Annotated in this window: 25 protein-coding genes; 21 read left to right on the plus strand and 4 right to left on the minus strand. The window is 63.7% G+C overall.

Annotation, left to right across the window (positions count from 1 at the left end):
* Nucleotides 1-9 precede the first annotated feature (9 nt).
* Both AB4Y73_RS05100 and AB4Y73_RS05105 read left to right on the plus strand, forming a co-directional pair.
* On the plus strand, nucleotides 10-807 hold the full coding sequence (locus AB4Y73_RS05100; RefSeq protein ID WP_441869384.1) for an L-threonylcarbamoyladenylate synthase: 798 nt from the start codon (nucleotides 10-12) through the stop codon (nucleotides 805-807).
* Complete coding sequence (locus AB4Y73_RS05105; protein ID WP_441869387.1) at nucleotides 804-1,562, plus strand: WecB/TagA/CpsF family glycosyltransferase; 759 nt, start codon at nucleotides 804-806, stop codon at nucleotides 1,560-1,562. The genes AB4Y73_RS05100 and AB4Y73_RS05105 overlap by 4 nt, the downstream gene beginning before the upstream one ends.
* Here the strand turns inward: AB4Y73_RS05105 and AB4Y73_RS05110 are convergent.
* Nucleotides 1,559-2,455: a glycosyltransferase gene (locus AB4Y73_RS05110; RefSeq protein ID WP_441869390.1), complete on the minus strand. Its 897-nt coding sequence runs from the start codon at nucleotides 2,453-2,455 to the stop codon at nucleotides 1,559-1,561. The genes AB4Y73_RS05105 and AB4Y73_RS05110 overlap by 4 nt on opposite strands.
* 293 nt (nucleotides 2,456-2,748) lie before the next feature.
* Here AB4Y73_RS05110 and AB4Y73_RS05115 point away from each other — a divergent pair, with 293 nt between their 5' ends.
* From AB4Y73_RS05115 to AB4Y73_RS05180, 14 genes are all read left to right on the plus strand, one after another.
* Nucleotides 2,749-3,861 (plus strand): MraY family glycosyltransferase, encoded by a 1,113-nt coding sequence (locus tag AB4Y73_RS05115; RefSeq protein ID WP_441869393.1) that lies wholly within the window; start codon nucleotides 2,749-2,751, stop codon nucleotides 3,859-3,861.
* Between the two features lie 92 nt (nucleotides 3,862-3,953).
* A complete protein-coding gene (locus AB4Y73_RS05120) occupies nucleotides 3,954-4,433 on the plus strand; it encodes a hypothetical protein (RefSeq protein ID WP_441869396.1) in 480 nt (159 codons plus the stop codon).
* Nucleotides 4,426-4,764: an AtpZ/AtpI family protein gene (locus tag AB4Y73_RS05125; RefSeq protein WP_441869399.1), complete on the plus strand. Its 339-nt coding sequence runs from the start codon at nucleotides 4,426-4,428 to the stop codon at nucleotides 4,762-4,764. Before AB4Y73_RS05120 ends, AB4Y73_RS05125 begins: the two co-directional genes overlap by 8 nt.
* Nucleotides 4,765-4,845: 81 nt before the next feature.
* Nucleotides 4,846-5,646, plus strand: a complete 801-nt coding sequence (atpB, locus tag AB4Y73_RS05130) for a F0F1 ATP synthase subunit A (RefSeq protein WP_441869402.1) — start codon at nucleotides 4,846-4,848, stop codon at nucleotides 5,644-5,646.
* A gap of 79 nt (nucleotides 5,647-5,725) precedes the next feature.
* Nucleotides 5,726-5,944 carry an ATP synthase F0 subunit C gene (gene atpE / locus AB4Y73_RS05135; RefSeq protein WP_003804776.1) on the plus strand — a complete coding sequence of 73 codons (219 nt, stop codon included), beginning with the start codon at nucleotides 5,726-5,728 and terminating at the stop codon, nucleotides 5,942-5,944.
* A 54-nt stretch (nucleotides 5,945-5,998) separates the two neighbouring features.
* On the plus strand, nucleotides 5,999-6,550 hold the full coding sequence (locus tag AB4Y73_RS05140) for a F0F1 ATP synthase subunit B (RefSeq protein ID WP_441869405.1): 552 nt from the start codon (nucleotides 5,999-6,001) through the stop codon (nucleotides 6,548-6,550).
* Complete coding sequence (locus tag AB4Y73_RS05145; protein WP_441869408.1) at nucleotides 6,550-7,377, plus strand: F0F1 ATP synthase subunit delta; 828 nt, start codon at nucleotides 6,550-6,552, stop codon at nucleotides 7,375-7,377. Before AB4Y73_RS05140 ends, AB4Y73_RS05145 begins: the two co-directional genes overlap by 1 nt.
* A gap of 83 nt (nucleotides 7,378-7,460) precedes the next feature.
* On the plus strand, nucleotides 7,461-9,098 hold the full coding sequence (gene atpA, locus AB4Y73_RS05150) for a F0F1 ATP synthase subunit alpha (protein ID WP_441869797.1): 1,638 nt from the start codon (nucleotides 7,461-7,463) through the stop codon (nucleotides 9,096-9,098).
* Between the two features lie 76 nt (nucleotides 9,099-9,174).
* The gene (locus tag AB4Y73_RS05155; protein WP_441869411.1) at nucleotides 9,175-10,068 is read left to right on the plus strand and encodes a F0F1 ATP synthase subunit gamma; all 894 of its coding nucleotides are present in this window, start codon (nucleotides 9,175-9,177) and stop codon (nucleotides 10,066-10,068) included.
* Between the two features lie 79 nt (nucleotides 10,069-10,147).
* A complete protein-coding gene (gene atpD / locus AB4Y73_RS05160) occupies nucleotides 10,148-11,602 on the plus strand; it encodes a F0F1 ATP synthase subunit beta (protein WP_441869414.1) in 1,455 nt (484 codons plus the stop codon).
* Between the two features lies 1 nt (nucleotide 11,603).
* On the plus strand, nucleotides 11,604-11,888 hold the full coding sequence (locus AB4Y73_RS05165) for a F0F1 ATP synthase subunit epsilon (protein ID WP_190989724.1): 285 nt from the start codon (nucleotides 11,604-11,606) through the stop codon (nucleotides 11,886-11,888).
* 10 nt (nucleotides 11,889-11,898) lie between these two features.
* Nucleotides 11,899-12,330, plus strand: coding sequence for a DUF2550 domain-containing protein (locus tag AB4Y73_RS05170; protein WP_441869417.1), 432 nt, complete (start codon nucleotides 11,899-11,901; stop codon nucleotides 12,328-12,330).
* Between the two features lie 4 nt (nucleotides 12,331-12,334).
* The gene (locus AB4Y73_RS05175) at nucleotides 12,335-13,642 is read left to right on the plus strand and encodes an alpha/beta hydrolase (RefSeq protein ID WP_441869420.1); all 1,308 of its coding nucleotides are present in this window, start codon (nucleotides 12,335-12,337) and stop codon (nucleotides 13,640-13,642) included.
* On the plus strand, nucleotides 13,639-16,179 hold the full coding sequence (locus tag AB4Y73_RS05180) for a bifunctional lysylphosphatidylglycerol flippase/synthetase MprF (protein WP_441869799.1): 2,541 nt from the start codon (nucleotides 13,639-13,641) through the stop codon (nucleotides 16,177-16,179). The genes AB4Y73_RS05175 and AB4Y73_RS05180 overlap by 4 nt, the downstream gene beginning before the upstream one ends.
* A gap of 93 nt (nucleotides 16,180-16,272) precedes the next feature.
* On the opposite strand, the gene AB4Y73_RS05185 is transcribed toward AB4Y73_RS05180, so the two are convergent.
* Both AB4Y73_RS05185 and nucS read right to left on the minus strand, forming a co-directional pair.
* Complete coding sequence (locus AB4Y73_RS05185) at nucleotides 16,273-16,476, minus strand: cold-shock protein (protein WP_011692441.1); 204 nt, start codon at nucleotides 16,474-16,476, stop codon at nucleotides 16,273-16,275.
* 285 nt (nucleotides 16,477-16,761) lie between these two features.
* Nucleotides 16,762-17,457 carry an endonuclease NucS gene (nucS, locus tag AB4Y73_RS05190; protein ID WP_441869423.1) on the minus strand — a complete coding sequence of 232 codons (696 nt, stop codon included), beginning with the start codon at nucleotides 17,455-17,457 and terminating at the stop codon, nucleotides 16,762-16,764.
* 37 nt (nucleotides 17,458-17,494) lie between these two features.
* Here nucS and AB4Y73_RS05195 point away from each other — a divergent pair, with 37 nt between their 5' ends.
* Together AB4Y73_RS05195 and AB4Y73_RS05200 are read left to right on the plus strand one after the other, a co-directional pair.
* Complete coding sequence (locus AB4Y73_RS05195; RefSeq protein ID WP_441869425.1) at nucleotides 17,495-17,863, plus strand: ATP/GTP-binding protein; 369 nt, start codon at nucleotides 17,495-17,497, stop codon at nucleotides 17,861-17,863.
* A gap of 62 nt (nucleotides 17,864-17,925) precedes the next feature.
* On the plus strand, nucleotides 17,926-18,726 hold the full coding sequence (locus tag AB4Y73_RS05200; protein WP_441869428.1) for an alpha/beta hydrolase: 801 nt from the start codon (nucleotides 17,926-17,928) through the stop codon (nucleotides 18,724-18,726).
* A 36-nt stretch (nucleotides 18,727-18,762) separates the two neighbouring features.
* On the opposite strand, the gene AB4Y73_RS05205 is transcribed toward AB4Y73_RS05200, so the two are convergent.
* Complete coding sequence (locus tag AB4Y73_RS05205; protein ID WP_441869430.1) at nucleotides 18,763-20,073, minus strand: AI-2E family transporter; 1,311 nt, start codon at nucleotides 20,071-20,073, stop codon at nucleotides 18,763-18,765.
* A gap of 217 nt (nucleotides 20,074-20,290) precedes the next feature.
* Between AB4Y73_RS05205 and AB4Y73_RS05210 the strand changes: the two genes are divergently transcribed.
* From AB4Y73_RS05210 to AB4Y73_RS05220, 3 genes are read left to right on the plus strand one after another with little or no spacing between them, the layout of a single operon-like run.
* Complete coding sequence (locus AB4Y73_RS05210; RefSeq protein ID WP_441869433.1) at nucleotides 20,291-21,988, plus strand: hypothetical protein; 1,698 nt, start codon at nucleotides 20,291-20,293, stop codon at nucleotides 21,986-21,988.
* 57 nt (nucleotides 21,989-22,045) lie between these two features.
* Nucleotides 22,046-23,062: a co-chaperone YbbN gene (locus AB4Y73_RS05215; protein WP_441869436.1), complete on the plus strand. Its 1,017-nt coding sequence runs from the start codon at nucleotides 22,046-22,048 to the stop codon at nucleotides 23,060-23,062.
* Nucleotides 23,063-24,160 carry an NADH:flavin oxidoreductase/NADH oxidase gene (locus AB4Y73_RS05220; protein WP_441869439.1) on the plus strand — a complete coding sequence of 366 codons (1,098 nt, stop codon included), beginning with the start codon at nucleotides 23,063-23,065 and terminating at the stop codon, nucleotides 24,158-24,160. It abuts the gene before it with no gap.
* The last annotated feature ends 44 nt before the right edge of the window (nucleotides 24,161-24,204 follow it).

The raw sequence follows: 24,204 nt of genomic DNA on the forward strand, positions 1-24,204 counted from the left end.
AATAGGCCAGTGACCACAACCTACAACTGCACGTCAGAGGACCAGCGCGCCTTGGGGCTGGAGCATGCGCAGCGTGCCATCAGCGAAAAGAAGTGCGTTGTCATGCCCACCGATACGGTCTACGGGATTGCGGCCGACGCTTTCTCGCCGCAGGCCGTCACCATGCTGTTGGTCTCCAAGGGGCGCAGCCGCACCATGCCCCCGCCCGTCCTCATTCCGCGGATCAACGCCCTGGACGGGCTGGCCACAGACATTTCAGCGGATGCCCGCAAGCTGGCTGAGGCGTTCTGGCCGGGTGGCCTGACGCTGATCCTGCACGCCCAGCCGTCGCTGGACTGGGACCTTGGTGAGACGCAGGGAACTGTGGCGCTCCGTATGCCCGCCGATGAAGTTGCCCTGGAACTCCTCACCCTGACCGGCCCGTTGGCTGTTTCCTCCGCCAACAGGACCGGCCAGGCGCCGGCGCAGACCGCTGCTGAAGCGCGCGCCCAGCTCGCCGATTCCGTTGAGGTCTACCTCGAAGGTGGTTTCCGGCCCATGGAAGGAACGGAGGCAGTACCTTCCACCATCGTGGAAGCCACGGGCCCCGTCCTGCGGGTGGTGCGCAACGGCGCCGTCTCCCTCGACCAGCTTCGCGAACATGTCCCGGCCGTCTTGGGTCTGGGGGAGAGCCCGGCCGCCGAGTCTGAGGCACCTGAGACTGGGGACGCAGTGCCTGCCGAAGACGCTACTGACGAGTCAGTGATGACGAGCGAGAAGGCGGCCGAGGACACCCCGCAGGCCGATGGCACCCGGGACGCAGGATGAGCCTGGCGCGGCAGCACATTCCGATCCTGGGCGTCGATGCCACCCCGCTGACGGTGGACGGCCTCCTTGAGGTGCTCTCAGGGTTTGTCGACGACGGGAACCGGCGCACCGTCGTCGGACATAACCTGCACAGCGTCACGCTGACCCATTCCGATGCCGGGTTCCGTTCCCTTTATGAGAACAGCGACGTGGTGCTCCTGGATGGCGCGCCGGTGTTGTGGCTTTGGGGCCGGATCGGCGACGCCGTCAGGCCCCTCATGGAGTACCGTCTGGGTTCCACCGACTGGCTGCCATCGCTGGGCCGGGTGACCGGCCTCGAAAGGATCGCCGTGGTAGGCGCCGGGGCGGAAGCCAACGCCAAAGCGGTCAAGCGGCTTCAGGGCATTGTCCCGGCTGCCACCGTGACAGGGTTTCCCGGCGAAGGCTGGAACGACGACGTCGAAACAGCTGCAGTTGGTTGGCTCGCGGAGCGGCAGCCCCAGCTGGTCTTGCTCGGGCTGGGCATGCCGCTTCAGGAATCAGTGCTCCAGCGCCGGCTCGACTCACTCCCGCCGGCTATCTACTGCACGGTGGGCGGCGCCATCGAACAGTTGGCGGGTGTGCAAAAACTGTCACCACGCTGGCTGGGACGGCTCGGGCTGGAGTGGGCGTGGCGCCTGCTGCTGCATCCGCGCCGGGTGGCTTACCGCGTTTTCGGCGAGCCATGGGTACTCCTCTGGCTGCTCACCCGGCGACGCCTACGGGGCCAGTCCTAGAACTTCTGGTCCTCCAGCGGCCCGAAGCCCTTGCCGCGAAGCCCTTTCGTGAAGGACTTGGCCCAGGACAGGAAGCCTCGAAAGTCACGGCGCTGCGCGAAATAGCCTGCGTAGCCACCGACGTCGGCCACAAATGACTTGACCCGGAAGTATCGACGGATCAAATAGCCGCGGTTGCGGTAGTAGTAATAGCGTTTAAAGGCCGAATCCGGGACGATCACATGCCAGCGTGCACCAAAGACGTGCTGTGTCTCGGAGACGGCGTGGGGGTGCGTGATCGCAGTGGTGGTCACCGTGCCGAACCTGATGCCTGCCTTTCGCAGCCTGATCGTGAAGTCCACCTCGTCGCCACGGATGAAGAGACGCATGTCCGGGAGACCAACCTTGAAAAAGACATCCGACCGGATGAGCGCGCCATTAAAGAAGTGTCCGTCGTTCGCCAGGAAACCTACCTTTTCCACGTCGGCCCGGCTGTGCGTGACTTTCCCGTCCAGCCGGAAAAAAAAGGACAGCCGGTCCGGATCACCGGGGGCCACCACCAGCGGGACCACCGCTTCGAGATCGCGCGCCTCGGCCTCCCGCAGCAGCGTGGCCAGGCACTCGGGATCTGCCGGCTCCGCATCGTCATCCATCATCCAGATCCAGGTGGCACCGCTGGCCACTGCTTTAAGGGCAGCCAGGGCGAAGCCGCCGGCCCCGCCAAGGTTGGCTTCCGAGCGGACATAGTCCACATTTGAGTGGCGTGCAGCTACTTCACGGGCAGGGTCCGAGCCGCCGTCCACGAGGCAGATGGTGTCCACCGCCGCGGACTGGGAGTTGATGGCATCCAGCAAGACAGCCAGCTCTTTATGACGGTTGAAAGTCACGGCGGCAACTGCGACCCGGACGGGCATGGGGGTTCCTTTCAGGGCGGCCTTCAGGGGATTTCCCCGCTCGCGATGCGCCGTGTGGCGCGAAGCCATGGAGCCGTTGGCGCTAGTATCTTGACTAGAGTCCACTGTAATACAGCCCTGTAAGGCACTTAGTACTGCCTGCTGCGCGCCCGGCGACGGAGAAGTTTCATTTATCGATCGACAGATCCCCGGCAAGTGAGCCCATTGATCCAGGACCGGCGGTTAACGCCCCGGCCCGGCGCTGCGTTAACACTCCCGGCCGCGTCGTACACACACGAAACGGCCGCCACCGCATGATCATGTACCTGCTGATGGGCCTCACCGCGGCGGTGGTGTCCTATGGGGCCACCTGGGCGGCACGCGTCGTGGGCAACCGGCTCGAACTCCATATGCCCATCCGCAGCCGCGACATGCACTCGACGCCGGTGTCCCGGCTGGGCGGTGTGGCCATCTTCCTTGGCGTGCTCGTTGCACTCATATTTGCCAGCCAGTCCTTCTTCGTTAAAGACATCTACCGGAACAATTTCTCCCCCTGGGGCGTCCTCGCCGGTGCGACACTGATCGTTCTGGTGGGTGTCGCCGATGACCTCCTGGATATCCGTTGGTGGGTGAAACTCATTGGCCAAAGCGCTGCGGCCCTGGTGGTGGCCATCTGGGGAGTCCGGATGACCATTGTGCCGTGGGTGCCGGAGCCGATTTTTGTCCACAGCGAGCATTTGAGTATCGTGCTGACCGCCGGGCTGATAGTAACGACCATGAACGCCTTCAACTTCATCGACGGCCTGGACGGCCTGGCAGCCGGCGCGGCCATCATCGGCGGAACCGCGTTCTTCTTCACGGCGTACTGGGTGCACCGCAACGCCGTGCTGTTGGACTACTCGGACCTCGCCACACTGCTCACGGCAGTCCTTGTGGGCAGTTGCATCGGCTTCCTGCCGCACAACTGGTTCCCGTCCAAGATCTTCATGGGCGATTCGGGTGCCATGCTCATCGGGCTGCTGTTCGCCGCGGCCGGTATCGTCTCCACCGGCCAGATCACTTCGGGACTGTACGACCGGGCCAACGGTATCTCCACGGTCATCCCCATCCTGCTGCCGTTCGCCGTGCTCTTCCTGCCGTTGCTTGACCTGGGGCTGGCCGTCATCCGTCGGACGGCGAAAGGACGCTCGCCCTGGTCCGCGGACCGCGGCCACCTCCACCACAAGCTTCTGGACATTGGCTACTCGCACCGTACCGCCGTCATCCTGATGTACCTGTGGACCGCGGTGGTCTCCTTCGGCGGCCTGGCGTTCGCCGTGTTCCCGTGGCAGCCAGTGCTCGCCGTTGACCTTTTCGCGACGCTGGTCATGGGCCTGGTGACGGCGTGGCCGTATCTGCGGCGGGGGAGCGACGAGCCCGCTGTGTAGCGTGTTCGGATTCATTTCTATCTCGTGTAGAATTTAGGGGCAGCCAAAGCTGCCCCTCCACCCAGCCCCAGGGCGCCGACGATTGGGATCTCATGACCTCCAACGCCGACCCCGGACCATCGTCCGGCAACGGATCCGCTGGTGTCTCTGGTCCCACCCAATCCCTGTGGCTCCGCCTCCTGGCACTGAGCTCAGCTGCCGGTGGGGCGGCGATCATTCTGGCCGGCCTTCCTGCCCTCCTGCTTAACGGGCCCGACGGCGTCGTGTCCAGTACGTTGGGCGGCCTCCTGGTGATGGCGTTCTTTGCGATCAGCCTGCTGGTCGGCCATTTCGTGGGACGCAATAATCCCTCAGGTGCCATCGGAATGTTCGTGGCCACCTACTTTGTCAAAGTGGTCGGGTTTGCGGTTGTCCTGTTCCTGATCGGGGCTCCTGCCTGGCTGCACGGCCGCTGGTTCCTGATTGGCGCCGTCGCCACTGTTGTTCTGTGGCAGGCCGCCGAACTATACGGCTTCAGCAAGGCACGCCTGCAGATCTACAACGACCCGGTAAAGGAAGCTGACGATGACTGAGTCCAAGCGCACGCCCGGAGAGGACGCCGGAAGCTCCAGGACCCCTGCTTCCACCCCGGGGGTATCCGCGGAAAACAGCGACGGCGGATACAACGCCGGCATGGCCGTCTTCAGCTACATAATTGGCGGAATCATCGTCTGGAGTTTGATAGGGTGGGGTCTGGATAATCTGTGGGGAACCCGCTGGATCGTGCTCGCAGGCGCTCTGCTTGGAGCTGTCGGAGGATTCTATCTTTCCCACATGCATGGCCTTACCAGTCCCAGAAACATGTCCGGTAAGAGCGGCGCAGACAGCGGCCCGTCCGCGGACGGAAACACTAATGCCAAATAATTTCACACGGGGAACTGCGGAGCGTCAACCCGCTGATCCTCGACCAACGCCCAATGATGGACACTGCAGAGAGGAATCGCGTTGATCGCGCTTGCGCTCCCGGCCCAGGATTCAGGGGACTTCGCTCCTCCTGGTATCGAACAAATGCACCTGCCGGCAATCCTGCCGTGGGGGGCGGCAGAAGGATTCTCCAAGCAGATGCTGCTGGTAATCATGTCTGTCGTCATTATCGCCACATTCTTTCTGCTAGCTGCGCGGAAGCAGCAGCTTGTTCCCGGTAAGCTCCAGTTCGCTGGAGAAATGGCTTATGGCTTTGTCCGTAATGGCATTGCCAAGGACATTATCGGCGGCAAAGACTTTATGAAGTATGTGCCGCTGTTGTTCAGCCTTTTCTTCTTCATCCTGGTAAACAACATTTACGGCGCTATTCCCGTGATCCAGCTTCCCAGCTTCTCCCACGTTGGCGGCGCCTATGTTCTCGCAGGCATTGTCTTCGTTACCTGGATCGGCATCGGCATCAAGAAGAACGGCCTGCGGTACTTCAAGCTGGCCACCGTTCCCAGCGGAGTCCCGCTGTACATTCTGCCGATCATCATCCCGATCGAGATCATCTCCAACTTCCTGGTCCGTCCTGTCACCCACAGCCTCCGTCTGTTCGCGACGATGCTGTCCGGTCACCTCATTGTGATGATCGCCGGCTCCGGAATCGAATACCTCGTCATGCAGGAGAGCGTGCTGCTGAAGGGCGCATCCGTCCTGGTACTTGCCGGCTCCCTGGCCATGTACATGCTCGAAGCGCTGATCATGGCGCTCCAGGCCTACGTCTTCACCCTGCTGGCAGCCATCTACATTGAAGGCGCCCTGCACGCGGACAGCCACTAGGCACCCACAAACTTCCCCTCACGGGGATGAAGCAACCCAAACAACCTGCCACAAAGGTGGCATCTTGAAAGGAAGAAAAATGGAAGGCTCCATCAACGGCTCCCTCAACCTCATCGGCTACGGCCTCTCCGCTATCGGCGGTGGTATCGGTGTGGGTCTCGTGTTCGCTGCTTACATCAACGGTGTGGCACGTCAGCCGGAAGCCCAGCGCGTCCTGCAGCCGATCGCGTTCCTCGGCCTCGCGCTGACCGAAGCCCTCGCCATCCTCGGCCTGGTCTTCGCTTTCGTTCTCAAGTAAACCCTTCAGAACCTAGCGAACATCCAGAACCGAGTAGAAAAGGACGGGTGAATTATGAACCAGGTGATCATCTCAGCCGCCACAGAGGGCGAGACTAACCCACTGGTACCCAACGTCTGGGAAATGGGCGTTGTCCTCGTCGGCTTTGCTGTCCTCATGTTCATCGTGGTCAAGTTCATTGTCCCGATGTTCGAGAAGACGTTTGCAGAGCGCGCAGAGGCAATCGAAGGCGGCATTGCCAAGGCTGAAAAGGCCCAGGCAGAAGCATCGGCCGCCCTCGAGGAGTACAAGCAGCAGCTCACGGACGCCCGCGCCGAAGCCAACCGCATCCGCGAGGAAGCCCGTGCAGAAGGCGCCCAGATCCTTGCTGACCTGAAGGAAAAGGCAGCCGCCGAATCGGCCCGCATCACGGCTCAGGCCCACGTGCAGATCGAATCGGAGCGTCAGGCTGCAGTTGTGTCCTTGCGTTCCGAGGTGGGCACGCTGGCCACCACGCTGGCAGGCCGCATTGTTGGCGAAGCGCTCAACGATGACGAGCGCTCCGCCCGCGTTGTTGACCGCTTCCTGGCAGATCTGGAGACCCAGAACGCAGGTGCAGCTAAGTAATGTCAGGTGTATCGAGCGAATCGCTGACCACAGCCCTGACCAAGCTGGAAGCCAAGCTTCCGCTGGCCTCGCTGCAGTTGGCTAAGGAACTCTTCGGAATCCTGGGAACGGTGGACAGCTCGGCTGGTTTGCGCCGTGCGCTGACTGACCCGTCCCGCAGCGGTGACGAGAAGTCGGCGCTGGTCAAGCGGCTCGTTGGTGGGAAAGTTTCCGCCGACGCTGCGGAGGTCGCGGGCGGACTGGCCAGTTCACGCTGGGCATCGGCCCGAGACATCGGCGATGCACTCGAGACGCTTGGCGCAACGGTGGTAATCGCCGTTGCTGAAAACAAGTCGGCCGTTTCTGCCTCCGGTGTCTCCGGGCTGGAAGAACTGGAGAACGATCTGTTCTCCTTCAACCAGGCCGTTGCCTCCAACCACGAGGTACAACGTGCTCTGTCGGAGCCGCAGGCCAGTGCCGCAGCGAAGATCAGCTTGGCTGAGAAGTTGGTTCCCGGCGCAAGCGAGGAAGCAAAAGTCCTCATTGGCCAGGCAGTGTCTGCGCCGCGCGGCATCAAGCCGACAAACCTGGTAGCCCGGTTCGCCGAGCTGGCAGCAAAACGGCAGCAGCGCTGGATTGCGACGGTCAGCGTGACGCGTCCCTTGACGGAGACGCAGTTTGCCCGCCTCCAGGCAGGGCTCAACTCCCTGTATGGTCGCGAGCTCAAGGTCAATCTCACAGTTGATCCTGAACTGATCGGCGGAATCCGCGTCCAGGTGGGTGACGAAGTGCTTGACGCTTCGGTAGTCACCCGGCTGGGCCAACTCCACCGCCAACTGGCCGGTTAGCCGGACAAGCACAACTTAACGAAACGAAACCCCGGTCATCGTGAGCAACGATGATCACGAAAACAGGAGAGCAGGGACTGCAGATGGCCGAATTGACCATCAACGCCGACGACGTCCGTAATGCGTTGAACGAGTTCGCGGCGTCCTACGAACCCGGAAACGCTGAGCGCGTAGAGGTCGGCCGTGTAACAACCGCAGGTGACGGCATCGCCCGTGTTGAGGGCCTTCCCTCGGTCATGGCGAACGAGCTGCTTCGCTTCGAAGACGGCACCCTGGGCCTCGCCCAGAACCTCGACGTCCGCGAGATCGGCGTCATCGTCCTCGGTGACTTCACCGGAATCGAAGAAGGCCAGGAAGTTCACCGCACCGGACAGGTTCTGTCCGTGCCGGTTGGCGACGCCTTCCTCGGCCGCGTGGTTGACCCGCTGGGCCAGCCCATCGATGACCTCGGCGAGATCAAGGCCGAGACCACCCGTGCGCTGGAGCTCCAGGCACCCGGCGTCACCCAGCGGAAGTCGGTCCACGAGCCGATGCAGACCGGTCTCAAGGCGATCGACGCCATGATTCCGATCGGCCGCGGCCAGCGCCAGCTGATCATTGGTGACCGCCAGACCGGTAAGTCGGCTATCGCCATTGACACCATCATCAACCAGAAGGCCAACTGGGCTTCGGGCGATGTGAACAAGCAGGTTCGCTGCATCTACGTGGCAATCGGCCAGAAGGCGTCCACCATCGCGGCCGTCCGTCAGACCCTTGAGGACAACGGCGCACTGGAGTACACCACCATCGTGGCTTCCCCCGCGTCTGACCCCGCAGGCTTCAAGTACCTGGCACCCTATGCCGGTTCGGCAATTGGCCAGCACTGGATGTACGGCGGCAAGCACGTTCTCATCGTGTTCGATGACCTCTCCAAGCAGGCTGAGGCCTACCGCGCCGTTTCGCTGCTGCTGCGCCGCCCGCCGGGACGCGAAGCCTACCCGGGCGACGTCTTCTACTTGCACTCCCGTCTGCTTGAGCGTTGTGCCAAGCTCTCCGACGAGCTCGGTGCAGGCTCGATGACCGGCCTGCCGCTCATCGAAACCAAGGCCAACGACGTCTCGGCTTACATCCCGACCAACGTGATCTCCATTACCGATGGCCAGATCTTCCTGCAGTCGGACCTCTTCAACGCCAACCAGCGTCCGGCCGTCGACGTGGGTGTTTCTGTGTCCCGCGTTGGTGGTTCTGCACAGGTGAAGTCCATGAAGAAGGTCTCCGGTACTTTGAAGCTGGAACTGGCTCAGTACCGCGATATGCAGGCTTTCGCAATGTTCGCTTCGGACCTCGACGCCGCATCGCGCCAGCAGCTGACCCGTGGCGCACGCCTGATGGAACTGCTCAAGCAGGGCCAGTACTCGCCGTTCCCGGTCGAGAACCAGGTTGTTTCCATCTGGGCAGGTACCAACGGCCACTTGGACGAGGTTCCGGTGGAGGACATCAACCGCTTCGAGACCGAGTTCCTGGAGCACCTGAAGCACAAGTCCTCCATCCTGACCACGCTGGCGCAGACCAACGTTATGGACGATGACACCGCTGAAGCACTGAAGACCGCGATTGTGGACTTCAAAAAGGGCTTCTTCGGCGAGGGTGACAACTACCTGGTAGGTGCCGGCCACGAGGAGCATGACGCTATCTCGGAAGCCGAAGTCGACCAGGAAAAAATCGTCAAGCAGAAGCGCTAGTTTCGCTGGCGGGGACTGCCGGGACCTTTAACGGTTCCGGCAGTCCCGGCCACCGGGATCTTAGGAAAGGATAAGTATGGGAGCCCAGATTCGGGTCTACCGCCAGAAGATCAGCTCGACCACGTCGATGCGCAAGATCTTCAAGGCGATGGAACTGATCGCTACCTCGCGCATTGGCAAGGCCCGCGCACGCGTAGCGGCTTCACTGCCTTACGCAAACGCGATCACGCGCGCCGTTTCTGCTGTCGCAAGCCAGAGCGAAATCGACCACCCCCTGGTCACCGAGCCGGAGCAGATCCGCCGGGCCGCCGTCCTGGTTATTACCTCGGACCGTGGCCTCGCGGGTTCATACTCGGCAACGGTGCTTAAGCAGGCGGAAGGCCTGTTCGAGCTGCTGCACGAAGAGGGCAAGGAAGTTAAGACCTACGTGATGGGCCGCAAGGCGCAGGCGTACTTTGATTTCCGGAACCGTCCCTTCGAGCGCGCATGGACCGGCAACACGGACGCTCCGGTGTTCGAAGTTGCACGTGAAGTCGGTACAGTCCTGCTCGAAGACTTCGCGACTGCCTACGAAGAGGGCGGCGTGGACGAGATCCATGTCGTGTACACCCGCTTCAAGTCCATGGTGACCCAGGAGCCGACGGTTATCCGTCTGCTGCCGCTCGAGGTTGTTGAAGAGCAGGCCGCGTCCGAATCGGACCTCCTGCCGCTCTACGAGTTCGAGCCGGAAACGGAGCAGGTTCTTGATGCTCTGCTGCCGCGCTACATTGAGTCACGCATTTTCGCCGCCATGTTGCAGGCCGCAGCTTCCGAGCTCGCAGCCCGTCAGCGGGCGATGAAGTCCGCCGGCGACAACGCAACGGACCTCATCAAGAAGTACACGCGTCTGCGCAACACTGCCCGCCAGGCTGAAATTACGCAGGAGCTTTCCGAAATCGTTGCCGGTGCCGACGCCTTGAGCGCGTCCTAGCCTGCACGGTCCGGTCCAGCTGTACCTGCACCAAAAACAAACTTAGATTCCACGCCATCTACTGAGTGAAGTGAGAGAGATGACTGCCACTGCTACCGAACACGTAGCCGCAACGTCCGGTGCTACCGGCCGTATTGCACGTGTTATTGGCCCGGTTGTCGACGTCGAATTCCCGGCTGACGCAATCCCCTCGATTTACAACGCACTTACCACCGAGATTACTCTCAACGGTGAGACCAAGACCATCACGTTCGAGGTTGCCCTGCACCTCGGCGACAACGTCATTCGCGCCATCTCCCTGCAGGCAACCGACGGCCTCGTCCGCGGTACCTCAGTGGTGGACACCGGTGCCCCCATCTCCGTGCCCGTCGGCGACGTCGTCAAGGGACACATCTTCAACGTCCTCGGACAGCCGCTTGACGTGGCTGAGTCGGAACTCGAGATCACCGAGCGCTGGCCCATCCACCGCAAGGCTCCCGCCTTCGCGACGCTCGAGGGTTCCACCGAGATGATGGAAACGGGTATCAAGGTCATCGACCTTCTTACCCCGTACATCAAGGGTGGAAAGATCGGCCTCTTCGGTGGCGCCGGCGTGGGCAAGACGGTTCTGATCCAGGAAATGATCACCCGTGTTGCCCGTAACTTCGGTGGTACTTCGGTATTCGCCGGTGTTGGCGAGCGTACCCGTGAAGGTAACGACCTCTGGGTTGAAATGGAAGAGGCAGGCGTCCTGAAGGACACCGCCCTTGTGTTCGGCCAGATGGATGAGCCGCCGGGAACGCGTCTGCGCGTGGCACTGTCCGCCCTGACCATGGCGGAGTACTTCCGCGATGTGCAGAACCAGGACGTGCTGCTGTTCATCGACAACATCTTCCGCTTCACCCAGGCAGGTTCCGAGGTCTCCACGCTCCTCGGCCGCATGCCTTCGGCTGTGGGCTACCAGCCCAACCTGGCTGATGAGATGGGTCTCCTCCAGGAGCGCATCACGTCCACCAAGGGCCACTCCATCACCTCGATGCAGGCCATCTACGTTCCCGCAGATGACTACACCGACCCGGCTCCGGCCACGACCTTCGCACACCTCGACGCGACCACGGAACTTTCCCGTGAAATCGCCTCCCGTGGTCTGTACCCGGCCGTTGACCCGCTGTCGTCGACGTCCCGCATCCTGGATCCGCAGTACATCGGCCACGACCACTACAACACGGCCGTGCGCGTCAAGCAGATCCTGCAGAAGAACAAGGAGCTCCAGGACATCATCGCCATCCTCGGCGTTGACGAGCTCTCGGAAGAGGACAAGATCGTCGTGTCGCGTGCACGCCGCATTCAGCAGTTCCTGTCCCAGAACACCTACACCGCCAAGCAGTTCACCGGCGTCGAAGGCTCCACTGTTTCCATCAAGGACACGGTTGAAGGCTTCACCGCCATCTGCGACGGCGACCTCGACCACATTGCCGAGCAGGCCTTCTTCAACGTTGGCGGCCTGGACGATGTCGAGCGCCAGTGGGCCAAGATCCAGGAACAGACCAAGTAATATGGCTGAGCTTGAGGTTGAGATTGTCGCAGCGGATCACTTCGTGTGGTCCGGAGCGGCCAAGATGGTCAAGGCCCGCACCAGCGATGGTGAAATCGGAATCCTGCCCGGCCACTCGCCCCTGCTGGCGATCCTGGCCGAAGGTGAACTGGCCATCGAGCCGGTTTCCGGGGACCGTATTGCCGTTGTTGTTGACGGCGGATTCTTTTCCGTCGACAACAACCGCGTGGTGATTGTTGCTGACAACGCCCAGCTGGGCGACGCGGCTACTGCTGGGATCCGCTAGCACCAACCTGATGGACGCCCAGACTCTTTCGTTCATCGCTTTGGCAATCACTTTCGGATTGCTGATATTTGCACTGTGCCTCGTGGGGGTGCGCCGCTTCAATTTGCGGCGCGCCCTCGGCACCGTGGACGCCTCCATTTGCACGGCTGGAACCAGCTGGCAGATGGGGGTTTGTCGTTATCAGGACAACGACCTTGAATGGTTCCGCCTGGCGTCATTGAGCCTGCGTCCCAAGCACAAGTTCAAGCGAAGCTCCCTGGAGCTTTTGGGCAGGCGCAAGCCCACCGAGGCCGAAGCAGTCAAGGTCCAGCCCGACGTTGTGATCGTCGAACTGCGGTATGAGGGCCAGGATCTCCGGCTGGCCATGAAGTTTGATGCCTACACCGGATTGTCCTCCTGGTTGGAAGCCGGGCCGGTCATCGGCGTGGGCACCTGGCGATAGCCGCGTGGACTGGATCGCGGACATCCGTTTAACTGACGGGCCAGTTTACTGGTCCGCCTGGGTTCTTGGTGCCGCCGCAGCGGTGTATCTGGCCTGGCGCCCAAACCCCCATAAACTTCGCCGCTGGTTGGTCAGCGTCGCCGTCGCGCTGGGCGTCGCCGTCGGCCTGGTGATCCTGATCCACTGGATCCTGGTTTACCTCACGTCGGTATTCCCTGACGACCTGCCCACCCTTGTCCTTGCATGGGTATTTGCCGGAGTGGCCGCACTGTTGCTCGTTCTCCTCAGGCTCTGTCGGGCCTCGTGGCGGCGCCGAGCCCTCGATATGATTGCCCTGCTGGCCGTGGTGCTGCTGGCCACCGTGCAGGTCAACGCCTATTTCGGCCTCAACCGTACGGTTGCAGACCTCACGGGAACGGCATTGACCCGCATCCCGCCACTGGAACACGAACTCCAGCGCCACCCGGGACAGCCCGCCCAACCGCTGGCAGGGTGGACAGCCGCTGGCGACCTGCCCGCCGATGGCGTCATACGCACCGTGTCGATTCCCGGCACCGCCTCCGGGCTGCAGACCCGCACCTCCTACGTGTACCTTCCGCCCGCGTACTTCGCCTCGAACCGCCCCAGCCTCCCGGTCCTTGTGCTCGTTCCGGGCCAGCCGGGTGGTCCCGCTGACTGGCTCTCGGGCGGTGCATTGTTGCCGCGCATGGCGAGTTTCGCGGCGAAGCACGGGGGAGTGGCGCCCGTCGTGGTGGTGGTTGATCCCAATGGAAGCCAGACAGCCAACAACCTCTGCATGGACAGCGACCTCGCCAAAGCAGACACCTACCTCTCCGTGGATGTTCCCCGCTGGATCGCTGCAACGCTGGACGTGGATACTGATCCCCGGCAATGGGCTGTGGGCGGGTTCAGTTTTGGGGCCACCTGTGCTGTCCAGTTGGTCACACGCCACCCCGATGTGTACACAGGATTCCTGGCCTTCGCCAGCGAACGGGAACCCGCACTCGCCAAGGAACGCCAGAAGACTGTTGACGCGGCGTTCCATGGCGACACCGCAGCCTTTGATGCCCAAGTGCCGCTGACGCTGCTGAAGCAGCGCCACTACGACGACAAAGTGGCCTACTTCGCGGCCGGGGCCACGGACCCCGAATTTGTGGCGAATCTGGAAACGCTTGCGGCGGCGGCGCGCGGCGCAGGGTTTACTGTGGAGTCAGACGTGGTTCAACGGACCGGTCATTCCTGGGACATGCTGACACCCGGCATGGATCATGGGCTGGAGTTGCTGGCGAGGCATTGGGGGTGGGAGCACTGAACGCCGTCCGGGAAAAGAGCGCTCCGGCCCTGTTCTGGTCCAGTGTGGGGCGCCCCGCCGTCCAGCGGTTCGCCGGCTACCTTCGTTCAGTGCCCCTGACGCTGTGCATCTTGGGCATCTTCCTGGCCGCGGGCCTTCTGACTGACAGCTTCCTTGGCGGGCCGCCGGAGGAACTTCTACCGGTCGCGGGGGTCAGCGCCCCCGGCTTGCGGGCGGGCCACTGGTGGTCACTGGTGACCTCCCTGTTCTTCGCCACCAATCCGCTGGCGTACGTGGTGGCTTCCCTGATGATTCTTCTCCTGCTGGGCCTGGCGGAAAGGAAGCTGGGCAAGCTCCGGACTGCGGCCCTGCTGCTGGGTGGACAGTTTGCCGCTGTCACAGTGTTCCTGCTGCTCACCCAGTTGGCGCGGTACGCCGGCGACGGCTGGCTGGGGCTGATGACGGACAGTGCGCTCATCGGTCCGTACGCTGCCGTCCTGGCCGTTTCCATGGCGTCCAGCCGCAAACTCCCGGTGCTCTGGCGACGCCGGCTCCGGACGGCAGTGCTCTCGGTCGCCCTGCTGCTGGTCCTGTACGTGGGCCATGCCGAGACAGTTATTGGGCTCGTGGGTGCCTTGGTGGGCCTTGCCGCGGGATGGTGGGCTGAGAGTGAGCACGGACCCCTGCACGCGCCCCGCTCGACCGGACGTGAGACCAGGAACCTGCTCGCGCTCACGGTGGCGGTGTTCGCTGTGGGACCCATCCTCACAACGATCACCCGGACTCCGACCGGCCCGCTGGCGCTGCTGCGGGACGTGCTCCTGAATCCGGTCCCAACCCTCGGCCAGCTCGAAGCCAATTGCGGCTCGACGGTGGAGGCCTCATGCCTGGAAATTGGGCGTACGGGCTTTGCCGGTCCTTTCGGGCTCGCCCTCACGGTGGTTCCGGTGATTCTTCTCCTGATCTGCGCCGACGGTATGCGCCGGGGGCGAAGTATGGCACTTCGGATTACGCTGGTCATCCAGTTGGCGATCACGGCCTTGGCAGCCGTGTACCTCGCCTTGTTTGCCCTTATTCCGCACTATCCCTCCCGGCCGCAGACAGCGGCCATGGGTTCTGGCTTTGCCCATATCCTGCCCCTCGTGATGGTGCCCCTGGTGCTGGCTGTGCTGCTTTGGGTTAACCGTTGGCAGTTCCGGGTGGAGACCGTCCCTTCCGCCCGGCACAGATTGGCTTTCGTGGTTGGCGGCGTCTGGCTTGTCCTGGCTGGCGGCTACACCGTGGCCTGGCTGGCGGCGGGGGGTATGATGCGCGACGGCGGTCCCCTGGGTTTGCTCGCGGAGCTGGCGAGGCAATATCTCCCCGTGCCGCTGCCCAATCTATACCGCAGGGTTTTCGCCGAGCGGGACACTGTCGAGGCGCTCATCTTTGCCTATTCCGGGCCGATTTTCTGGCTGGTGGCGCTGGCCGGTGTCTGGTCAGTGCTGGTGGGACGCCACCATGGCAGCGATTCCGGGCACAACGACAGGACCGCGGCGCGTCGCTTGCTGCATCAGGGCGGCGAGTCACTGTCATGGATGGCGCTCTGGGAGCCCAACCGGTACTGGTTCAGCCCGGATGGCCGTGGCGCCGTCGCGTACCAGCAGCACGGAAGCGTGGCACTTACCCTGGCAGGCCCGTTCGGAGCGCCGGAAGGCCGGGCACCGACGGCCGAAGGCTTCATCGAGTTCTGCGGCAGCCGGGCGCTGGTTCCGGCGTTCTACTCATGCGACGGTACGTTGTGGCCGCTGCTGCAGGAGCGCGGATTCCAGCGCGTCCCGGTGGCGCAGGAGACCAGGCTGTCCGTCCGCGAACTCGATTTCAAGGGCAAGGAGTGGCAGAACGTGCGCACAGCGCGGAACCGGGCCGCCAAGATGGGCGTCACCGCGGTTTGGGGGACGTACAACGGCCTTCCGTCCACGCTGCGCGCCCGGCTCAATGAGGTGTCGGAGGAATGGGCCGCAGCCAAAACCATACCCGAAATGGGCTTCACCCTGGGCGGCATCGATGAACTGATGGACGAGGAAGTCCTTTGCTGCCTGGCAGTGGATGCGGACGGGAACGTGCACGGGGTCACCAGCTGGCTGCCCGTTTACGACGACGGAAAGCTGGTCAGCCGCACCCTGGACGTGATGCGACGGGGCGCCGGAGGATTTCCCGGGGTTATGGAGTTCCTGATAGCTGCGGCAGTGGTGGAGTTGCGGGAAACCGTGGAAGTCATCTCCCTCTCCGGGTCACCGCTCGCGAGCCTGCCCGAAGGCGACACGTCCCCGGACCAAGAGCCGGCCGAAAACCTGTTGCGCATCCTCGATGTGGTGGGCCACGCCTTGGAACCCGTCTACGGCTTCCGCTCGCTGGCTGCCTTCAAGTCACGTTTCCAGCCGGAGTACCGGACGCTGTATTTGTACTATCAGGATCCGTTGCAGTTGCCTGCCATCGGCCGTGCACTTACCCGGGCGTATCTGCCAGGTCTTTCCCTGCGGCAGGGCGCCCGTATGGTCCGCGAACTGGTGGGTTAAACAGGACCAGGCGGGCAAAGAAAAAATCCCCGGCACGAATGCCGGGGATTTATTCGCTGGAAGCCGCAGCGGGGCGGCCTCCGGGCGGTGGTACTAGACCAGCGTTACGCCGGTAGCCTGGGGGCCCTTGGCGCCCTGACCGATTTCGAACTGAACGCGCTGGTTCTCGTCGAGGGTCTTGAAGCCACCGGTCTGGATTTCAGAGTAGTGAACGAAGACATCGCCATCGGAGTCATCCGGGGTGATGAAGCCGAAGCCCTTTTCAGCGTTGAACCACTTGACGGTTCCCTGTGCCATTTATTTCTCCTCATTATGGAACTTGTCTAAGTCCGGCACACCTCGTGCTGGACTTGGTCACTCCGCGAGAAGAATCCTTCACTGCCATCCGGGAGGGGACGGGCTGTGCAGGAGCTTCGCGCTCGCAACATGTCTTGCGAGCATGAAAAACACCTACACAAAGACTGCTCTAAGAATTCCATGCCGTCGCCGTCCGGTCAACGGCCCCGCCGGGAAACTTTGACCAAAAACGGAATGAATCCCCTTGTCAGGAGCGACTTCAGGACCCGAGGGGAGGCCACAAGATCAGAAAAGACGGGATTCGGTGTCGTCCACACCGCGCATGGCGTCGTAATCCAGGGTGATGCAGTCAATGCCGCGGTCGTTGGCGAGCACCTTTGCCTGGGGTTTGATCTGCTGGGCGGCGAAGATTCCACGGACTGGCGCCAGCAGCGGGTCCCGGTTCAGCAGTTCCAGATACCGGGTCAGCTGCTCGACTCCGTCGATGTCGCCGCGCCGTTTCAGCTCGATGGCCACGGTGGCCCCGCTGGCGTCCCGGGCCAGGATGTCCACGGGCCCGATGGCAGTGAAATACTCTCGGCGGATCAGCGAAAAGCCGGTGCCCAGGGTCTCGATCTGGTCCGCGAGCAGGCGCTGCAGGTCCGCCTCCACACCGTCCTTGATCAGGCCGGGATCCACTCCAAGGTCGTGGGAGGACTCATGGAGATGTTCGTGGATGTTGATGATCAGGCGGTCATCGGTCTTGGCGGACTGGACCGTCCACTGCTCTCTGACGCCAAGCTCCAGGTCAACGTCCTCCGGCGACGAGACACGCAGGGTTGCCGGCGGGCTCATCCAGTTCAAGGGCTTATACGAACCGCCGTCTGAATGGACCAGCACGGAACCGTCGGCCTTGACCAGCAGGAGCCGGGTGGCAAGCGGGAGATGGGCTTTGAGCCGGCCAACATAATCAACTGAACATCGGGCTATCACAAGTCGCACGCCGTACACACTACCGGGGCTAGGGCAGAATGGAGGCATGCCGCGTTCCAACCGTCCCCGCCGCCCTGCCTCCGGAAAAGGTGCGGCTGCAAAGGGTGGCTTTGCCGGCAAAGTGGCAGGCAGGAAGGGCAGCGGCGAGGTCCCGGAGCTGGATCTGGAGCGGGCACGTGCAGGCATAGCCCGGCGGGAAAGTGCCCCCGACGGCGAGTGGATGGTCAGGACCATGACCGCAAGGAACGCTGAAAAAACCTACATCTGCCCCGGCTGTTCCACCGCGGTGGTTCCCGGCGTGGCCCACCTGGTGGTGTGGAAGGACGATCACCTGTTCGGCGCCGCCGCTGGCCTCGCCGAGCGCCGGCACTGGCACACCAACTGCTGGCTTTCCCGCACGTACCGCTACCGCTGACCCCGCGCCCTGCTGCGCCGCCGCGGGCAAAGGCGGTGTCCGGACTCGCTAAGCTGGCAGGCATGACTTTTGATCCGGCGTCGTACGAATTCACCCAGCCCTCGGGCCCCGCACCCATCCGCGCGTCCACGGTCCTGCCGGCGAAGCGGGAGAACATTGAACTGCACACCGAGGACGGCCACAAGCTGGTCGGCGAGCTGGCTGTGCCGGAAACCGGGCCCATCACCGCGACGCTGATCACGCTGCATCCCCTCCCGACCCACGGCGGGTTCATGGATTCCCATGTCTACCGCAAAGCGTCCTACCGGCTTCCCGCGTTGGCCGGAGTGGCGGTGCTACGGTTCAACACCCGCGGCACGGAATCGCCGCGGGGCACCAGCGCAGGTTCGTTTGAAGAGGGGATCGGCGAACGCCTGGACGTGGAGGCGGCGGTGCGTTTCGCCGTCGAACGCCAACTGCCCAAGCGCTGGCTGGTGGGCTGGTCCTTCGGGACCGAACTGGCGCTTATGTACGGTGCCGTGGAACCGGTGGCAAGCCAGATCGAGGGCGCCGTGCTGCTGTCACCGCCGCTGCACCGGGCCACGGACGAGCACCTGCGCCTGTGGGCGGATGCCGGGAAGCCGCTGACGGTCCTGGTGCCCGAACACGATGATTACCTCCAGCCCCCGGCTGCGACCGAACGCTTTAGCCTGGTGCCGCAGGCCCGCGTGGTAGGCGTGGACGGTGCGAAACACCTGTGGGTGGGGGAGAAGTACGCGTCCCGAGTGCTTAACGAGATCGTTGACGAGGTGACCGAAGCGGGATCGGGTCCCCACGGCCTGCCGACCGAGTGGAACGGCCCCGTAGCCTCCTCGGCGTCCTGAGACTCGCTGCCGAGACCATACGCCCCGCGCCTGGTCTTAGTGCTTGTCCTGGCGGGCGATGTAAATCTCCTTGACCAGCAGCAGGATGGCGGCCGCGGTGGGGATGGCGATCAGGGCGCCCAGCACGCCGAGCAGGCTGCCGCCGGCAATGACGGAAATGACGGCCACGGCGCCCGGGACCGCAACAGCTTTCTGCATGATGCGCGGGGAGATGAAGTACGCCTCGAACTGGAGGTAGGCGAAGTAGCAGATCCCAAAGATGGCGGCCGTCTGCCAGCCTTCGGTCAGCGAGATCAGGATCACCACGATGCCTGCGATCATGCCGCCCACCAACGGAATAAACGCGAGCAGCACCACCACAAAAGCCAACAGGAGGGCGAACGGAACCCCCACGATGGACATAACAATGAAGGCGAACGTGGCATTCAACAGGGCCACGCAGGCCTGCCCGATGACGTAGTTGCCCACCGAACGGGTGATTTCCTCAGAGAGGGCGGCCACGCGGGGCCTGCGTGAGCGGGGCGCGAGCCGGTAGCCCCACTTCTTCATCGAGGGAAGGGCGGCCAGGAAGTAGAGGCTCAGCACCAGGACGATCAGGGCGCCAAAGAGCCCATTGGCCAGGGTAGAGCCGAAGCCCACCACTCCGCCGAATATTCCGCCCATGGCTGCCGGATCATTGACGAATTTCTCCAGCTCCACGGTGATGCGGTCACGGATCCCGAACTGGTCGTCAACGCTCTTGAAGAAGTCTGAGTCGAGGAAGTCCCGGACCCACGTGGGAGCCTGGGCAACAATTTGCGTGACCTGTTCCACGATGGTGGGTATCAAAGTTGCGAAGAAACCGGCCACCGCTCCGATCAGGACCGCGACAGAAACCAAGATGCCGGCCGGGCGGGGAATCTTCCGGCTCTCCATCCACCCCACCACGGGTTCCAGGCCTAAAGCGATGAACAGCGCCGCTACGATCCACAGAAGCAACTGTGTGGTGTTGGAGCCGATCCAGTAGACCAGGAGCGCAAGGCCCACGCCCACCGTGCCCATAAAGCCCATGTACAGCGGATGCTGGGGGGAAATGCGGGGCCCGGGCTTGCCGAACTGCGGTGCGGCGTCGCCTGCCGCGGCGGCTTCTTCTTCCGCAACGTGGTACTCCGGCGGCAGGTCGGGGGGCATCTCGAAACGGAGCCGGGGCTGGGCTCCGGGCAGCGGCTGGCGCAGGCGCCGCACAAGGGAACCCACGGCCGCGGCTGTCCGCGCCGCCGGTTTCCGGGATTTGCCCGGGGACGGAGCAGTGCCGGCGGCCGAGTGATTTTCGTGTCCTGTGGGGGACTCTTCAGTCTTATCAGTCACTGAATTTTGGGGCCTGTTCCGTGCGTGGCGCCGCTTTCGCGGGCGGGTGTGATGATCATCGCAAACACTATCAGCAGCCTTGCTAACCGTTGCGGGGACGCCCGGTGGGGCCCTCAAACGATGGCCGCCGAAGGGTGTCCGGAGGGCAATATCCGGGGTCCTGGTAACAAAACGGTTACTATTGAAAGCAAACCCCCGCTGATGATAGGTGTTTCCTTTGCGTTTCAAGACTGCAGTCGCACTCGTGCTGCTCGGCCTCCTGACACTTTTGGCCGGTATCGGCCAGAAAACCATCTGGGCTCCCTCCGAGACCTTCACGGCCTCGGCCCCCTCGGACGCCGCCGCGGCACCCCTGACCGTCATTGACCAGAAACTGCGCACCCAGCAGGGCGGAACAGTAAAGATCAACGTCGAGAGCGACGCCAACTTCCTGCTCGCGGTCGGCCGGCCTGACGATGTGGCTGCCTGGGTAGGCCAGACCGCCCACAACACCGTCACCGGGGTTTCGGAGAAAAAGGATGCCCTCGTGGTGGAGCATGCCGCCGGGGACGCAACGGCCCCGAATCCGGCCGGATCTGATCTTTGGGTTTCCGCTGAAAGCGCGAACGGTCAACTGGAGTACTCGTGGACGCCTCCGGCGGACGGCGAGTGGTCGCTGCTGCTGGCAACAGACGGCACCCAGCCCGCGCCGTCGTCGATCTCCATGACGTTCCCGAACGACACGTCCACGCCGTGGGCCATACCGCTGATGGTCATCGGCGGACTCCTGATCCTCGCCGGAATTGCCCTGGCGATCCTCTCTGCACGCAAACGCGACGGCGAGGGCAACGGCCGGGGCAGCCTGTTTGCACAGCGAGCCCGGGCGAAGACTGAGACTAAGTCCGGCCCACGGCTGGGCATGGTGTCCGGCAGCATGGTCACCGCCGCCGTGACGGCGGCAGTGGTGGCCGGAACCGGCCTCGCCGCCAATGCTGCCACCACGCCCGCCCCGGCCCCCACCACGGAACCGGCCGCCGCTCCCGCCCAGCCGGCATCGCCCGTCCTCCTGGACGCCCAGTTCCGGCGCATCCTCGAGCAGGTCTCCAGCGCCACGGACGCCGGCGACGGGGCAAAGGATGCGGCCAAGCTCGCAGAGCGCGTGGGCGGGACCGAACTTGAGGTCCGCACCCAGAACTACAAGATCCGTTCCCAGGTGGGCACATACGAGGCCCGGATGCCTGTGCGCTCCACCAAGCTCCTCACCACGGTGGTTACCAGTGACCGCAGCTGGCCCCGCTCCGTCCTGGCTGTTACGCAGGGTGACGGCAACGTGGTCCCGCAGTTGCTGACGCTGGTGCAGCCCTCGGCCAGGGAGAACTACAAGCTGACGGAGACCACCCCGCTGCAGCCGGGAACCACCTTCCCTGCCATTGACCGGAACGGCACGGACACCCTGGCCGCCAAAGACAAAGAGGGCCTGCTGTACAGCGGCGAAGAAGCCCTCGCCGGGCTGGCCGACCGCCTGACCAACCCCGAGTCCAGCTTCAAGGACAAGCTCGTGGAGGGCGCATCCTCCCCGTACATCGCCGATACCCTTTCCTATCAGGCAGAGGTTGTCGCCTCGGGCGCCAACGGAAACTTCTCTTTCACCCATAAAGTGGTGCCGGAAAGCACTGTTGTGTTCCGCACTGCCGACGGTGGAGCACTGGTGATGGGCCGGATCAACTTCGGATTTGATGGCACGCCCAAGGCATCCGGCGACAAACTCACCATCGGTGACGACGCCGCAGCGCTCGCGGGCGGCAAGGAAACCACCACCGGCATGGTGCTGAACTTTGCTGAATCGATGGCCGTCTACGTGCCGGCGGCCGGATCAACCGATCCCATTCGGCTGGTTGCCGCCACCCGCGGCCTGGTGGGGGCAAGCTTTAAGTAGCCCCGTAAGCAGTCTTCATTACTCCTGGCAGCGGCCGGAGTGGCTAGAGTGGAAAGCATGAGTTCGCCAGCTTCCCGCCCAGTCCCTCCAGCCGCTGCCAGCCTGCTTAACCTGCGTGGCGCCGTCGACCTTTCATCCCTTAAGCAACGCCCGGCGCCGGGCGCTGCTGCCGGCAATCCGGCAGTCCCGGGGGGCGCCGGCGCTGCCCCTGCCGCCAACGCAACCGCCACCAACGGAACTGCTGATACGGGGGCCGCGCCGCTGCGGGTCAACGTCACCGAAGGAAACTTCCAGGAGCTCGTGGAGCTTTCTGCCCAGGTGCCGGTGGTTTTCGCACTCTGGGCCGCCTATTCGCCGGAATCAGCATCGATGGTTGACTCGCTTGAGCGGGTTATCAACAGCTACGGGGGCCGGCTGGTGCTCGGCACCGCGGACATCGATGCGTTCCCGCAACTGGCGCAGGCCTTCCAGGTCCAGGCCGTCCCCACCGCCGTGGCAGTGATCAAGGGCCAGCCAGTGCCGCTCTTCCAGGGGGGTGCCGACGAAGCCCAGATCCGGCCACTGCTGGATGAACTGCTCAAAGTGGCCGCCGCGAACGGCGTGACGGGAAGCCTCGGGGCCGGCGGACCCGCAGTTGCCGAACCGGCGCCGCTTCCGCCATTGCACCAAGCCGCCTTCGACGCCATCGAAGCGGGCGACTACGCGGCAGCCGCAGTGGCCTACCGCCAGGCCCTGCTGGAAATGCCCGCGGATGCCGAAGCCAAGGCGGGCCTGGCGCAGGTGGAGCTGATGGCACGCCTGCAGCCGCTTTCCGCTCAGGATACCGAGGCCCTGCGCACCCGGGCGGCGGAGGAACCCGACAACCTTGATGCCCAGCTCAGCGTGGCGGACCTGGACGTGGCCGGCGGTCATGTGGAGGACGCCCTAAACCGTGTGGTCAGCTTCATCGGGCGGAACTTCGGTCCCGAGCGGGAGACCGCCCGCGTCCGCCTCCTGGAACTCTTCGACGTGGTGGGCACGCATGACGATCGGGTGGCCAAGGCACGGCAGGGCCTGGCCAGGGTGCTGTTCTAGGTGTCCGCGCTCTTCCAGCCGCTCAAGCTCCGGTCGCTGGAGTTGACCCACCGTGGCTGGGTCTCTCCCATGTGCCAGTACAGCTGCGATCCCGACGCCGCCCCGGGGGTCCCGAACGACTGGCACCTGATGCATCTGGGCGCCTTCGCCGTAGGCGGCGCTGCGTTGATCCTCACCGAGGCTGCAGCCGTGAACCCGGCAGGCCGAATCAGTCCCCGGGACGCCGGGCTCTACAACGACGAGCAGGCCGAGGCCTGGGCACGGATCAACTCCTTTGTGCACCGCCACGGTGTTGCGGACACGAAAATGGGGGTCCAACTGGCGCACGCGGGCCGCAAAGCGTCCACCTACTGGCCGTTCTCCGGGCAGCGGGGGAGCGTGCCGGAATCCGACGGCGGCTGGACCACTGTGGGGCCGTCGGCGTCGGCGTTTGACGGATATGCCGAGCCCGCCGCGATGACCGAGGACCAGATCCAGGAGGTTATCAACGACTTTGCAGCGGCTGCCGTGCGGGCAGTCGGCGCCGGGTTCGACACCCTGGAGATCCACGGCGCGCACGGCTACCTGCTGCACCAGTTCCAGAGCCCCCTGATCAATACCCGGACCGACTCCTGGGGCGGGGACGAAACCGGACGCAACCGCCTGACGCTCGCCGTCGTTGATGCCGTCCGCGCGGTCATCCCGGACGGCATGCCGCTGCTGTTGCGGATTTCCGCCACCGACTGGGCAGAAAACGGGATCGACATCGGGGCGTCGGTGCGCCTGGCCAAGCAGGCGGAGGAACACGGTGTGGACCTCATTGACGTCTCCAGCGGCGGAGCAGTTGCCCACCAGCAGATTAAGCCGGGTCCCGGCTACCAGACCGGGTTCTCGGCCCGCATCCGCCGGGAAACCGGGGTTCCCACCGGCGCCGTGGGGCTCCTGACCTCCGCCGGGCAAGCCGAACATGCTGTGGCCACCGCCCAGGCGGACGGGGTGTTTATCGCCAGGGCAGCCCTCCGCGACCCGCACTGGTGGCTTCGGGCGGCCTTCGAGCTGGGCCACGACATCAAGTGGGCCCCGCAGTATGAGCGTGCCGTGCCCCGGCATTCGTTCTGACTGCCGCCTGCGTAATGGCCCATCCACAGCGCAAAGCGGCGAAG

The organism is Pseudarthrobacter sp. TAF60_1 (assembly GCF_052113505.1).
Taxonomy (GTDB): Bacteria; Actinomycetota; Actinomycetes; order Actinomycetales; family Micrococcaceae; genus Arthrobacter.